A 13477-nucleotide genomic window follows, 5' to 3' on the forward strand; every position below is an offset into this window, starting at 1 on the left:
TCATCACCTCACCCCGAAGCGGCGCCGTCGCCGCCCCGGCCTCGGGCCGGCGCCGCCGGCTCCGCTCCGGCGGGCTGGCCCTCGGCGTGCTGCTGCTCGCCGCGGTGGCCGTGCTCAGCCTCGCCATCGGCGCGAAGCCGTTGTCCCTCACCGAGGTGTGGCACGGCCTCACCGACCCGGCCTCCCCCGAGTACGCCGTGGTGCACCAGGGGCGGCTGCCCCGTACGCTGCTCGGCCTCGCCGCCGGAACGGCGCTCGGCGTTGCCGCGGCGGCCATGCAGGCGCTGACCCGCAACCCGCTCGCCGACCCCGGCCTGCTCGGCATCAACGCCGGCGCGTCGGCCGCGGTGGCCACGGCCACCGTGCTGTTCGGCGTCGCCGACCTGGACCACCAGGTCTGGTACGCGCTGCTCGGCGCCGCCGGGGTCACCGTCGCCGTGCACACCATCGCCGGCGGCCGGCAGGCCACCCCGGCCCGGCTGGCCCTGGCCGGGGCGGCGCTCAACGCGGCCCTCTTCTCCTACGTCAGCGCGGTGATGCTGGTCGACAGCACCTCGCTGGAGCGGCTGCGCTTCTGGACCGTCGGCTCGCTCGCCGGCGCCCGCACCGACACGGTGCCGAGCCTGCTGCCGTTCGTCCTGGTCGGACTGCTGATCGCCCTGCTGGTGACCCGGCCGCTGGCCGCTCTGGCCCTCGGCGACGACTCCGCCCGGGCGCTCGGCGCCCGGCCCGGCCTGGTCCGGGGCGCGGTGGTCGTCGCCGTCACGCTGCTCTGCGGGGCGGCCACCGCCGCCTGCGGGCCGATCGTCTTCGTGGGCCTGCTCGCCCCGCACATGGTCCGCGCCCTCACCGGGCCGGACCCGCGCCGGCTGCTGAAGTGGTGCGCGGTGTTCGCGCCGGTGCTGCTGCTCACCGCGGACGTGACCGGCCGGGTGCTGGGTCGCCCCGGCGAACTCCAGGTGGGCCTGGTCACCGCCGTGCTCGGCGGACCGCTCTTCCTGTACCTGGTCCGGCGCGGACGGGTGGGCCGGCTGTGATCGTGCTGCGTTTTCCCGGCGGGCTGTCGCTGCGCCTGCGCCCCCGCGCCCTCGTCGTCGGCCTGGCCGGCACGCTGCTCGCCCTCGCCCTCGCCGTGCTGGCCGTCGGCGCCGGCGACTACCCGATCGCCCCGGCCGATGTGCTGCGCGTGCTGGCCGGTGGCGGCAGCCCCGCCGACCGCTTCATCGTCACCGAGCTGCGACTGCCCCGCCTGGTCACGGCGCTGGCGGTCGGCGCCGCCCTGGGCCTGGCCGGTGCGGTGTTCCAGTCGCTGACCCGCAATCCGCTGGGCAGCCCGGACGTGCTCGGGGTCACCTCGGGCGCGGCCACCGGCGCGCTGGTCGTGGTGGTGCTCGGCGGCGGCAGCGCGGCGCTGGCCGGGGCGGCCGCCGCCGGCGGGCTGGCCACCGGCCTGCTGCTGTACGGGCTGGCCGGTCGGCACGGGGTTGGCGGGTACCGGCTGGTGCTGGTCGGCATCGGGGTCGCCGCGATCCTCACCGGGGTCAACGGCTGGCTGCTCACCCGCGCCCCGCTGATGGACGCCGCCCGCGCCGCGCTCTGGCTCACCGGCAGCCTGGACGGGCGGGGCTGGGCCAACGCGCTGCCGGTGCTCGGCGCGCTGGCGGTGCTGCTGCCCGCCGTGCTGCTGGCCCGCGCTCCCGCGCTGCGGCTGCTGGAGATGGGCGACGACTCGGCGGCCGGGCTGGGCGTGCCGGTGCGCCGGGTCCGGGTGGCGGCGCTCGGCGCGGCGGTGCTGCTGGTCTCGGTCGCCGCGGCGGCCGCCGGCCCGGTGTCGTTCCTGGCGCTGACCGCGCCGCACCTGGCCCGCCGGCTGACCCGCGCGCCCGGGCCGAACCTGCTGCCGTCGGCGGTCGTCGGCGCGGCCCTGCTGCTCGCCGCCGACCAACTCGCCCAGCACGCGGTCGCCGGCCGGCAGCTGCCCGTCGGTGTGGTCACCGGCGTGCTCGGCGGTGGCTACCTGGCCTGGCTGCTCGCCGGCGAACGCGGGGGTCGGCGATGACCGGCCCCGATGAGAAGGGAATCCCCACCATGTGGCCCGACACCTCCCGGCTGGTCGGCGAGGCGCTGACCCTCGGCTACGACCGGCGCACCGTCGCCGAGGACCTCACGGTGGCCGTCCCCGACGGCTCCTTCACCGTGATCATCGGGCCGAACGCGTGCGGCAAGTCGACGCTGCTGCGCGCCCTGGCCCGGCTGCTGCGCCCGGCGCGGGGCACGGTGCTGCTCGACGGCGCCGACATCCACCGCCGGCCGGCCCGGCAGGTCGCCCGCACGCTCGGGCTGCTCCCGCAGTCGGCGGTGGCCCCGGACGGGCTCACCGTGGCCGAGCTGGTGTCCCGGGGCCGCTACCCGCACCAGGGCCTGCTGCGGCAGTGGTCCCGCGAGGACGAGCGGGTGGTCGACCGGGCGATGGCCGACACCGGGGTCGGGGAGCTGGCCGACCGGCCGGTCGACGAGCTCTCCGGCGGGCAGCGGCAGCGGGTCTGGATCGCCATGGCGCTGGCCCAGCAGACGCCGCTGCTGCTGCTCGACGAGCCGACCACCTACCTGGACATCGCCCACCAGGTCGAGGTGCTGGACCTCTGCGCCCGGCTGCACGAGGAGCAGGGCCGCACCCTGGTGGCGGTGCTGCACGACCTGCACCAGGCCGCCCGCTACGCCACCCACCTGGTGGCGATGCGCGACGGGCGGGTGGTCGCCGCCGGGGACCCACGCCGGATCGTCACCACCGAGCTGGTGGAGGAGGTGTTCGGCCTGCCCTGCCGGATCATCGAGGACCCGGAGACCGGCACGCCGCTGGTCCTCCCCACGGCGCGCCGGCGGGCCGTCCCGGCGCCCTGACCGCCGGCCGGGTCCGCCCCCCGGCGCGACAGCCCTGGCCGGCGCCGGGTTTGGCCCGCGGCGGCCCCGGCCGGCGTCCCGGGTCGGCCCGCGGGTCCCGGCCGCGTCGGGGCTAGCCGGTGGCCGCTGCGGCGGCCCGGCCGGCAGTGCGGCCGGAGAAGAGGCAGCCGCCCAGGAAGGTGCCCTCCAGGGCGTTGTAGCCGTGCATGCCGCCGCCGCCGAAGCCGGCGACCTCGCCGGCGGCGTACAGCCCGGCGAGCGGCTCGCCGTCGGCGCGCAGCACCCGGCCGGACAGGTCGGTGTGCAGGCCGCCGAGCGTCTTGCGGGTCAGCACGTGCAGCTGCACGGCGATCAGCGGACCGGCGGCCGGGTCGAGCAGCCGGTGCGGGGTGGCGACCCGGATCAGCCGGTCACCCCGGTAGCGGCGGGCGCCGCGGATGGCGTGCAGCTGGGCGTCCTTGCCGAACGGGTGGGCGATCTCCCGGTCCCGGGCCTCGACGACCCGGCGCAGCGCCACGGCGTCGAGCTGCGGCCCGCCGCTCTCGGCGGCCAGCTTGTTGATCCCGTCGACCAGCGCCGGCAGATCGTCGGCGACGACGAAGTCCGCGCCGTGCCGCTTGAACGCCTCCACCGGCCCGGGCGCGCCGGGGCGGACCCGCTGCAGCACCTGCCGCACGCTGCGGTTGGTCAGGTCGGGGTTCTGCTCGGAGCCCGACAGCGCGAACTCCTTCTCCAGGATCTTCTGGGTGAGCACGAACCAGCTGTAGTCGTGGCCGGTGGCGCGCAGGTGGCCCAGCGTGCCGAGGGTGTCGAAGCCGGGGAAGAGCGGCGCCGGCAGCCGCTGCCCGGTCGCGTCGAGCCACAGCGAGGACGGCCCGGGCAGGATGCGGATGCCGTGCCCCGGCCAGACCGGGTCCCAGTTGCGCAGCCCCTCGGTGTAGTGCCACATCCGGTCGGGGTTGATCACCTGGCCGCCGGCCGCCTCGGTGACGGCCAGCATCCGCCCGTCGACGTACGCGGGCACGCCGGTGACCATCCGGGCCGGTGGGGTGCCGAGCCGGGCCGGCCAGGCGCGCCGGACCAGGTCGTGGTCGCCGCCGATCCCGCCCGAGGTGACGATCACCGCCTGCGCCCCGTACGCGAAGTCGCCGACCACGGTCCGGGTGGTGGGTCGCCCGCGCGGGGCGTCGTCGGGGGCGAGCACCGCGCCCCGCACTCCGGTGACCGCGCCGCCGCTGGTGACCAGCTCGTCGACCCGGTGCCGGAACAGCAACCGGATCCGGCCCTGCTCGGCGGCGGCGCGGACCCGCCGGGCGAACGGCTCGACCACGCCCGGGCCGGTGCCCCAGGTGACGTGGAACCGGGGCACCGAGTTGCCGTGCCCGTGCGCCGCTCCCCCGCCCCGCTCGGCCCAGCTCACCACCGGGAAGACCCGGTGGCCCATGCCGCGCAGCCAGGCCCGCTTCTCCCCGGCCGCGAAGTGCACGTACGCCTCGGCCCACCGGCGCGGCCAGTGGTCCTCGGGACGGTCGAAGGCGGCGCTGCCGGTCCAGTCCTGCCAGGCCAGCTCCACCGAGTCCCGGATGCCCATCCGCCGCTGCTCGGGTGAGTCGACGAGGAACAGCCCGCCGAACGACCACCACGCCTGCCCGCCGAGGTTCTGCTCCGGCTCCTGGTCGAGCAGCAGCACCCGACGGCCGGCGTTAGCGGCCTCGGCGGCGGCGACCAGCCCGGCCAGTCCGGCGCCCACCACGATCACATCGCTATCCACGGCACCGACCGTACGTAGCCGGGTGCCAAAATCCTTGGTCGGGGCGTGCGAGATCCGCCACCGGGTTTGTCACCGCGATGACAAAAGGAGCCGAGGATGGCCGACACGCTGCTGGACATCGAGCCCGGCCTGGCGCATCTCGGCCCGGCGGCCGGCGAGCAGTTGCGGGCGCTGCGCGCCCCGCTGCACGGGCGGATCCTGGACAGTGTCCGCGCCGCGATGCGGGCGCAGGGCCGCTCCCTCACCGGCGGGCAGGGGCGGGGGCTGGCTCTCGGCGTGCGGACGGCGGTGGACGACTTCGTCGACGCGGTCGCGGAGCCGGCCCGCGACCTGGCCGCCACCCGGGCCGTCTTCCACGCCCTGGGCCGCACCGAATACCGGGAGGGGCACCGGGTCGACGCGCTGCGCGCCGTGCTCACCCTGGGCGGCCGCGAGATGTGGGCCTTCCTGGTCGCGCACACCACGGCCGCCGGCCCCGCCCCGGCGGACCTGTACGTGGTCGCCGGCGCGCTGTTCGGCTACGTCGACGCCCTGGCCGGCGCCGCCGCCGAGGGCTACCTGGACGAGCAGCGCGACGCCGCGCAGGACTGGGCCACCACCCGGCGGCGGCTGATCACCCTGCTCGTGCAGCCGGAGCCGCCGGCCGAGACCGCGCTGCGCGCCGCCGCCGACGCGGCCCGCTGGCCGCTGCCCCGGACGGTCGCCGTGCTCAGCGTCGACGGCGACGACGCCGAACACCTGGGCCGCACCATCGGCGGCGGCGCCATCGCCACGGTCATCGACGACGTGGTCCGGATCGTGCTGCCCGACCCGGGCACCCCGGCCCGGCTCGACCGGGCCCGCCAGGCCCTCACCGGCCGGCGGGCGGCGCTCGGGCCGAGCGTGGCGCTGGGTCGCGCCCGGCTGTCGTACCGGATCTCCGGACGGGCCCTGGCGCTGCGCGGGGAGGGCGTGCTGCCGGCCGACCCGGTGGCCGGGGACGAGCACCTGCTCACCCTGCTGCTGCGCTGGGAGCCGGGGCTGGCCGACCACCTCGCCGACGCCTGCCTCGCGCCGCTGGCCGGCCTGCGGCCGACCGCTCGCCGGGCCCTGGCCGAGACCCTGCACGTCTGGCTACGCCGGCAGGGGCAGGTGGTCGCCGTGGCCGAGGACCTGCACACCCACCCGCAGACCGTGCGCTACCGGATGCGCCGGCTGCGCGAGCTGTTCGGCGCGGCCCTCGACGATCCCGACCGGCGGCTGGTGCTCCACCTCGCGCTGCGCCACCGGCTCGGCGGCGGGTAGAGCTGTCGTACCGGTGGTCCATGATCCGTGTCGTCACAGCGGCACGGATGCGGGCCGGCGACGGCGCCCCCGCGTGCCCGCGTCGGCCCGACGGCGGGGAGGTCGGAGATGACGGAGGCCACGGACGCCTCGTGGCGGCGACGAAGCGTGCTGCGGGTGGTGCCACCCGCCCGGCCGCGCAAGCTGGCCAAGGTGCCCTTCGTGGAGCTGGCCGACGGGCGCCTGCAGGGCGTGGTGTCCAGCGGGTCCGACGTGGAGCGGGTGTACGTGTCCTCGGTGACCGCCGGCAGCCACGCCGTCAACTGCAGCACGAACAACAATCGGCCCTGCGGCGGCCTGCGCGGCAGCCTGCTCTGCAAGCACCTGCACGCGCTGGCCGACGAGGCCCTCCTCCAGTACGGCGTCTACCAGGTCGCCCGCTACCTGCGGGTCGACGTGGGCGACGGGGTGGACAGCGGCGCCGAGCTGTTCGCCCGGATGGAGGCGCGGCACGAGCCGACCCCGGCGGCCGTGGTGTTCAGCCGCTTCCTGCGCCACCTGGCCTATCTGGAGGTGCCGGCGAGCACCGCGCCGGTGCCGGAGCTGCACTGGTTCCCGGCGACCGCGGGGGTGCGCTGATGCTGGCCGCCCAGCTCGCCCAGCTGCGGGGCGCCGTCCCGGCCGGGCTGCCCGAGGCGCTCGATGTGGTCGCCGGCGTGGACGACGCGCTCACCCGCGGCCTGGCCCGGGTCGGCGAGGACGACGCCGCCGCGCTGGCCGCGCTCGCCGGCGCGGTGGCGGGCACGCCGCTGGCCGACCGGGTCGCCGAGGCGGTCGCCGCGGCGACGGCCGGCGCGGTCACCGAGGAGCACCTGGCCGCCCTGGCCGGCGCCCGGTCGGCGCTGCTCGGCGCGGCGCACGACGCCCTGCTCGACGCGCTCGACGCCGCGCTGGGCCGGCACCGCACACCGTGGACCGGCCCGGGCCCCGGGAACCCGGAGCCGGCCCCGGCGTTGGCCGGGGCGCGGGCCTGGCTGCACGAGGTGGCGCTGACCGGCTGGCGCGGCGTCGACCACGAGCTGGTCTCCGGCAGCGCGGCCCCGGTGGAGGCGGCGCTGGCGGCGCCGGAGCTGCGCCGGCTCGCGGTGCTGCTCGACGGCTTCGCCGCCGAACTGCGGGCCTGCCTGCCGGTGGCCACGCTGCCGCAGGTGCCGGCCCGCCGGTGGGCCGATCTCTGGGCCCGTGCCGTGCTGCTCGCCCGGGGCGCGGCGGCCCAGGTCGCGCAGGCCGAGCCGGTGTCCGGCCGGCTGCTGCCGCTCGGCGTGGACATCCACGAACACGACACCGCCGTGCAGGTGCAACTGCACGCGCTGCTCGAACCGGCCGGCGGCGGAACGCCCCGAGCGGTCCGGGTCACGGTGGCCGCCGCGAAGGTGGCCACCATCGTCGGCCCGGCGGTGTGGCGCCTGCTGGAGGCGCACCCCGTACTGCTCAAGGCCCTGGCGGAACGGCGGGCCGTGACGGTCACCGACCTGCCGCTGCACGGCGGCGACCTGCGCTGGGACGACACCCGCACCGACCTCGGCGAGCCGGCCGACCCGTTCGCCACCGCGCGGGTCCTGCTCGCCACGGCGGCCGCGGCCCCGACCCCGCCGCTGGACCGGCACCCCGCCGCGATCGCCGAGCCGGTGCTCGTGGAGGGCTACACCACCCGCGACGAGGACGGGTCCCTCGTGCTCGACCTCGACGGGCACCCGGTCGCGGTGACCACCGACCGGCTGCCGGCCGCCGGCCCGCTCACCCGCCAGCTGGTCGCCGCCTCGACCGCCTGCCTCGGCCTGCTGCGCTGGGACGACGGCCGATGGCTGCTGCAACCCCTGGCCGTGCGGGCCACCGTGAAACGGCAGACCGTCGAGGCGCACAACGGCGACTGGGCGTGCGGCGTCACCGACCCGAAGGTCACCAGGGCCGAGGCCAAGGCCGGCGACGCCGTGGCCGTGCTGCGCGAGCGCGCGGGACGGTTGCTGCGCCGATGACCACCGACCGCAACGACGAGAACCGCCGGCAGGTGCTCTACTGGCGGCTGCTGGCCCGGCTCTTCAACCCCGACGAGCAGCCCGCGCTGGAGTCGGCCAGCATGGCCGTCGTCGACGACCTCGGCCTGCCGGCCGCGCTGCTGGACCCGGCGGTCTCCGTCGACACCGTGGTGCAGCGCTTCCCGGCGCTCGCCGCGGAACTGCGCGGCCTGCTCGCCGGCAACGACGACGCCCCGGCGGGCGCCGGGCCGTTCGAGCCCGGCGAGGCCGAGGTACGCCGCGCCGCGCTGGTGTCCAAGCTGCTGCTCAACGTCTTCGCCACCGGCCACGGCGAGGTCAGCGCCGGCCAGCTGGCCCGCTGGCAGGCCGACGCCGGCTGGTTCGAGCAGGCGCTCGGCGCCGAGCCCGGCGAGCTGCGCCGGCAGGGCACCGGCCTCGGCGCCACCCTCGCCGGGCTGGAGGGCGACCTGGTCCGCCGGATGCACCTGCGGGAGGTGCTCGCCGACCCGGCGCTGGCCAGCCGGCTGACCCCGAGCATGTCGCTGATCGAGCAGCTGCTGCGGGACAAGGCGAACCTGTCCGGGGTGGCGCTGGCCAACGCCAAGTCGCTGATCCGCCGCTACGTCGACGAGGTCGCCCAGGTGCTGCGCACCCAGGTCGAGCAGGCCGGCGTCGGGGCCATCGACCGGTCGGTGCCGCCGAAGCGGGTGTTCCGCAACCTCGACCTCGACCGCACCATCTGGCAGAACCTGACCAACTGGAGCCCCACGGACGAGCGCCTCTACGTCGACCGGCTCTACTACCGGCAGACCGCCCGCCGTACCACGCCGGCCCGGCTGATCGTGGTGGTGGACCAGTCCGGCTCGATGGTCGACTCCATGGTCAACTGCACCATCCTCGCCTCGATCTTCGCCGGGCTGCCCAAGGTGGACGTGCACCTCATCGCGTACGACACCCGGGCGCTGGACCTCACCCCGTGGGTGCACGACCCGTTCGAGGTGCTGCTGCGCACCAAGCTGGGCGGCGGCAACGACGGGCCGGTGGCCATGGCGTTGGCCCGGCCGAAGATCGTCGAGCCGCGCAACACGGTCCTGGTCTGGATCTCCGACTTCTACGAGTTCGACCGCTCGCAGCCGCTGTTCGACGCCATCGAGGCCGTGCACCGCTCGGGGGTGAAGTTCATCCCGGTCGGCTCGGTGAACAGCTCCGGCAGCCAGAGCGTCAACCCGTGGTTCCGACAACGCCTCAAGGACCTGGGCACCCCGGTCATCTCCGGCCACATCCGCAAACTCGTCTTCGAGCTCAAGAGCTTCCTCACCTAGGAGACCACCCCTGATGTCCGACATGCTCCGCGCCCCCGCCGAGGTCAAGTACGCCGACGAGCTCGCCTACCTGGAGTCGGTCGACACCGGTCCGAAGCCGTTCTCCTGGCGACTCAGCCCGCGGATGGTGCGGCTGTTCGTCCTCGGCTCGGAACGCGCCGACGGCCTGGACCGGGAGATCCCGCAGAAGTGGTTCGGCGATCGCAGCTTCGTCGAACGCAGCATCGTCACCCTGGCGTCGGACCGCGGCCTGCTGCTGATCGGCGACCCGGGCACCGGCAAGAGCTGGCTGGCCGAGCTGCTGGCCGCCGCGATCTGCCGCAACTCCACCCTGGTCGTGCAGGGCACCGCCGGCACCACCGAGGACCACATCAAGTACTCGTGGAACGTGTCCATGGTCATCGCCCGCGGGCAGTCCCGCGAGTCGATGATCCCCTCGCCGATCATGACCGCCATGGAGCAGGGCGTCATCGGCCGCTTCGAGGAGCTGACCCGCTCCACCAGCGACGTGCAGGACGCGCTGATCTCCATCCTCTCCGAGAAGTACGTCTCGATCCCCGAGCTGAACGACGACAACATCGTCTTCGCCCGGCCCGGTTTCTCGATCATCGCCACCGCGAACAGCCGCGACCGCGGCGTCAACGACCTCTCCTCGGCGCTCAAGCGGCGCTTCAACTTCGTCCGCATCCCGGTGGTGACCAACAAGCGCAGCGAAGCGGAGATCGTCCGCTTCCGCACCGAGGAACTGCTCCGCCGGCACCGCATCGAACTGGACGTGCCGCCCACCCTGCTGGACATCCTGCTGCAGAGCTTCGCCGACCTGCGGGCCGCCACGGCGTCGGCGACCAGCGACGACGAGAAGCTGGAGTCGGCGTTGTCCACCGCCGAGCAGATCGGCGTGCTGGAGGACGCCATCCTGCACAGCCAGTTCTTCGGCGACCGCACCCTGCGCCCGGAGACCCTCGCCGGGTCGCTGATGGGCTCGCTGGCCCGGCGCAGCCCCGAGGACCTGGCCATCCTCAACAAATACCTGCACGGTGTCGTCGAGCCGCGGGCCAAGCAGGACGGCGGCGAGTGGACCGGCTTCCTCGACGGCGGCCGCCAGGCGATCGCGGCACTGTCGTGACCGCCCCCACCGCCCCCGGCCTCTTCGGCGCCCTGCGCGAGCAGCTCACCGACGCGGCCGCAGCCTTCGCCGACTCCCCCGACGCGCTCGCCGGCATCCTCACCGGCATCGTCGACGACGTCGACCGGGCCCTCGGCGAGCGGCTGGAGATCTTCCCGGTCTGCCACCACTCCCCCGCCAGCGCCCTGGCCATGGTCCGCCGGCTACGGGCCAAACAGCCCAAGGTCATCTACCTGGAGTTGTGTGAGGACCTCCGGCCGCTCCTCGGCGAACTGCGCAACTGCCGGCTCCCGATTGCCGTGCAGGCGTTCGCCACCGAACTCGACGGCTTCCCCGCCGAGTGGAGCCCGCTCAGCGTCGTCGCCCCGATCACCGAGGCGTCGGCCGAATACCAGGCCATTGCGTACGCGCTGGAGACCCCGGACGTGGAGCTGGTGCTGGTCGACCGCTCCACCGACCACGTCTTCCAGTGGTCCCCCCGCTCCTCCGACGAGCCCCCGCGGGACGGTGCGGCCGCCGACCCGGAAACGGCCGAGGAGGCGGCGCTGCACGGCGACGCGGTCGGCGTGGAGATCGGCGACCTGCGCCCCCGGTTCGCCGAGCTGGAGGCGTACCTGCTGCACCACGGCAAGGTGCGGCACTGGTCCGAGTGGTGGGACCAGTACGTCGAACGGCCGCTCGCCGACGCCGACCACGACACCTACCGGCAGGTGATGGTGCTCATCGGCAGCCTGTTCCGGCGGCTGCGCCCGGCCGAGTCCGCGCGCCACGACCGGGACGAGGACCGCGAGCGCTACATGTGGACCCGGATCCGGCAGCACCTCGCCGCCTCCGGCGCCGACCCCGCCGACTGCCTCTACGTCTGCGGCGCCTTCCACGCCGCCAGCCACGTCGAACAGTTCGGCCTGGACTCGACCGCCCCGGACTTCGCCATCACCCCCCGCACCGGCACCCGCTGGCGCTACGGCCTGATCCCGTCCAGCCACTCCGCCATCGAGGCGCAGTTCGGCCTCGCCCCCGGCGCGGTCTCCATCGCCGCGGCGAGCTGGACGACCGCGGTGAGCCGCTCGAGGCTAGTCCCCTACCGGCTCGACGGCCAGCGCGGCCAGAAAAAGACCCGGCGGGCCCGAGGCGTGGCCGCACCCGCCCCGGCCGGCGCGGTCGCCGACCGGCTCACCGGGTTCCTCGCCGCGCCACCGGCCCTCGACGAACTGGACGAGGCGGAGCTGCGCGGCTGGTGCGTCGACATCGTCCGGCTCGCCCGCCGCAACGGCTACCTGGCCAGCACCGCCGACGCCATCGCCGTCTTCGAGACCTCGATCCTGCTGGCCAACCTGCGCAACCGGGCCCGGCCCACCCCGTACGACTTCGCCGACGCCGCGGTCACCTGCATCGAGAAGGACGTGGTGCCCGGCCGGCGCGACGTCCGCCGGCTCTGCGAGATCCTGCTCGGCGGCGACCGGATCGGCCAGGTCGGCTACGACTCCCTCCCGCCGCTGGCCCGCGACGTCCTCGACCGGCTCCGCCCGCTCGGCCTGGACCTGGAGAAGCGGACCGTGCAGCGGGCGCTGCTGGACCTGCGGGCCGATCCGGCGCTGACGCCCTGCTCCGATCTGCTCTGGATGCTGCGGCACCTGCTGCCGCCGGACGCCGCCCGGCCCATCATGGGCGAACGGCGCCTCGGGCACCGCTCCGTCCAGGAGAGCTGGGACCTGGCCCTCGGCCGCAACCAGCGCGCCCTCATCGAGCTGGGCTACGAGGGCGTCACCGTCGAGCAGGTGCTGGAGCAGCGGCTGCGGCGCGCCGTCCGCGGCCCCGACGCCACCGCCGCCCGCGCCCTCGCCGCCGTCGAGGACGCCATCCGCCTGCTCGACAGCCCCCGCCTGGTCGACGAGCTCGGCGCGCGGGCGGTGGAACTGCTCGCCGCCGAACGCACCGTCGACGACGCCCCGGACGTGCTGCGCCGGATCCGCCGGCTGCTCGCTCATTACCGCACGACCGCGCCGGCCCTGCCGGCCTGGTGCCAGGCGTTCGTGACCACCGGATACGCCCACTACTGCACCCTGCTGCCCACCGCGTTCGTCGACGAGGCGACCGGGGTCCGGCAGGTCGGCGCCATGCTGGGCTTCCTGTTCAGCATGGAGAGCCTCGCGCTGTCGCTGGGCTGCGACCGTACGCAGCTCGAACTGGCCGTGGCCCAGTCCCACCCGGAGACCCCGGCCAAGGTGGCGCTGCTCTGGGCGGCCCGCCACCAGCTCGGCCTGCTCCCCCTGGCCGAGTTGCGCGCCCGCTGCGCCGAACTGCTGGCCAACCCGCTCGTGGTGCCCGCGTTCCCGCAGTACCTGTCCGGCTTCGTGCACGCCCTGGAGCCGGTGCCCGGGCTGGCACCGTTCGTGGTGGAGACCATGTCGAACGCGTTCGCCCGGCTCCCCGACCCGGTGCTGCTGCCCTGGCTACCCACCCTGATCACCACGCTGCGGGAGCAGGGGCCGGAGCTGGTGCCGCTGCTGGTCCGCGAGGCGGAACGCACCTTCCCCGCCACCCTGCCCGCGCTGGACGCCTGGACACCCCCGTGGGTGGCGTCGGCGATGTCGGCTGCGCCGACATCGCCGGTAGCGGCGGTGTCGGCGACCGCCGGCACCGTGCACGCCCTGCTCGTCGCGCATCCGGAGTCAGTGGACACGGTGGCCGGCCTGATCGGCGGCGACGCTCCGTGGCGATCAGCCGCCGGCCCCCACTCCCCCGGCGACGCGGCGGCGGCGCTGCTGGCCGCGCACCCGGCGACCGCGGAAGCGGTCGCGGCCCTGGTCACGACGAGGTGAACCGGCGCGATCGCGCTGGATCTTGGAGACTTCCCGTTCGTGACGAACGGCAGATCGCCGAAATCGACAGGTGGCGGCCCTGCCGGTCATGGCTTCCGTTCCACCGACGCTCGGGACGCGCCATGGCCGCGCGACCAAGCCGCAGGCTCCTTTCCGCCGACGCTCGGGACACCGCGTGCCCGCGCGACCAAGCCGCCGGCTCCTCGTCGGCGACCCACTCCTCCTAACGCTTCCTA

Annotated in this window: 10 protein-coding genes; 9 read left to right on the forward strand and 1 reads right to left on the reverse strand. The window is 75.5% G+C overall.

What is annotated here, in order from left to right:
* Nucleotides 1-2: 2 nt before the first annotated feature.
* From AB0F68_RS24500 to AB0F68_RS24510, 3 genes are read left to right on the forward strand one after another with little or no spacing between them, the layout of a single operon-like run.
* Nucleotides 3-1037: an iron ABC transporter permease gene (locus AB0F68_RS24500; protein WP_357342220.1), complete on the forward strand. Its 1035-nt coding sequence runs from the start codon at nucleotides 3-5 to the stop codon at nucleotides 1035-1037.
* Nucleotides 1034-2059: an iron chelate uptake ABC transporter family permease subunit gene (locus tag AB0F68_RS24505; protein ID WP_357342129.1), complete on the forward strand. Its 1026-nt coding sequence runs from the start codon at nucleotides 1034-1036 to the stop codon at nucleotides 2057-2059. The genes AB0F68_RS24500 and AB0F68_RS24505 overlap by 4 nt, the downstream gene beginning before the upstream one ends.
* A 29-nt stretch (nucleotides 2060-2088) precedes the next feature.
* A complete protein-coding gene (locus tag AB0F68_RS24510) occupies nucleotides 2089-2901 on the forward strand; it encodes an ABC transporter ATP-binding protein (protein WP_357342222.1) in 813 nt (270 codons plus the stop codon).
* 112 nt (nucleotides 2902-3013) lie between these two features.
* Here AB0F68_RS24510 and AB0F68_RS24515 read toward each other — a convergent pair whose 3' ends face one another.
* Nucleotides 3014-4672 carry an FAD-binding dehydrogenase gene (locus AB0F68_RS24515; protein WP_357342131.1) on the reverse strand — a complete coding sequence of 553 codons (1659 nt, stop codon included), beginning with the start codon at nucleotides 4670-4672 and terminating at the stop codon, nucleotides 3014-3016.
* Nucleotides 4673-4768: 96 nt separating this feature from the next.
* Between AB0F68_RS24515 and AB0F68_RS24520 the strand changes: the two genes are divergently transcribed.
* The 6 genes from AB0F68_RS24520 to AB0F68_RS24545 all read left to right on the forward strand — a co-directional run bounded on the left by AB0F68_RS24520 (nucleotide 4769) and on the right by AB0F68_RS24545 (nucleotide 13241).
* Nucleotides 4769-5956 carry a helix-turn-helix domain-containing protein gene (locus tag AB0F68_RS24520; RefSeq protein ID WP_357342133.1) on the forward strand — a complete coding sequence of 396 codons (1188 nt, stop codon included), beginning with the start codon at nucleotides 4769-4771 and terminating at the stop codon, nucleotides 5954-5956.
* Nucleotides 5957-6103: 147 nt separating this feature from the next.
* On the forward strand, nucleotides 6104-6574 hold the full coding sequence (locus AB0F68_RS24525) for a hypothetical protein (protein WP_357342223.1): 471 nt from the start codon (nucleotides 6104-6106) through the stop codon (nucleotides 6572-6574).
* Nucleotides 6574-7971 carry a hypothetical protein gene (locus AB0F68_RS24530; protein WP_357342135.1) on the forward strand — a complete coding sequence of 466 codons (1398 nt, stop codon included), beginning with the start codon at nucleotides 6574-6576 and terminating at the stop codon, nucleotides 7969-7971. The genes AB0F68_RS24525 and AB0F68_RS24530 overlap by 1 nt, the downstream gene beginning before the upstream one ends.
* Nucleotides 7968-9293: a VWA domain-containing protein gene (locus AB0F68_RS24535; RefSeq protein WP_357342137.1), complete on the forward strand. Its 1326-nt coding sequence runs from the start codon at nucleotides 7968-7970 to the stop codon at nucleotides 9291-9293. The genes AB0F68_RS24530 and AB0F68_RS24535 overlap by 4 nt, the downstream gene beginning before the upstream one ends.
* A gap of 13 nt (nucleotides 9294-9306) precedes the next feature.
* Entirely contained in the window at nucleotides 9307-10419 is a 1113-nt protein-coding gene (locus tag AB0F68_RS24540) for an AAA family ATPase (RefSeq protein ID WP_357342143.1), read from the forward strand.
* Nucleotides 10416-13241, forward strand: coding sequence for a hypothetical protein (locus AB0F68_RS24545; protein WP_357342145.1), 2826 nt, complete (start codon nucleotides 10416-10418; stop codon nucleotides 13239-13241). Before AB0F68_RS24540 ends, AB0F68_RS24545 begins: the two co-directional genes overlap by 4 nt.
* Nucleotides 13242-13477 lie beyond the last annotated feature (236 nt).

This window comes from Micromonospora sp. NPDC023966 (genome assembly GCF_040639095.1).
GTDB lineage: Bacteria > Actinomycetota > Actinomycetes > Mycobacteriales > Micromonosporaceae > Micromonospora.

Bases quoted from the DNA above. Each gene is read 5' to 3' on its own strand.
- AB0F68_RS24510 (WP_357342222.1), top strand. From the start codon at position 2,089: ATGTGGCCCGACACCTCCCGGCTGGTCGGCGAGGCGCTGACCCTCGGC.
- AB0F68_RS24520 (WP_357342133.1), top strand. From the start codon at position 4,769: ATGGCCGACACGCTGCTGGACATCGAGCCCGGCCTGGCGCATCTCGGC.
- AB0F68_RS24530 (WP_357342135.1), top strand. From the start codon at position 6,574: ATGCTGGCCGCCCAGCTCGCCCAGCTGCGGGGCGCCGTCCCGGCCGGG.
- AB0F68_RS24535 (WP_357342137.1), top strand. From the start codon at position 7,968: ATGACCACCGACCGCAACGACGAGAACCGCCGGCAGGTGCTCTACTGG.
- AB0F68_RS24540 (WP_357342143.1), top strand. From the start codon at position 9,307: ATGTCCGACATGCTCCGCGCCCCCGCCGAGGTCAAGTACGCCGACGAG.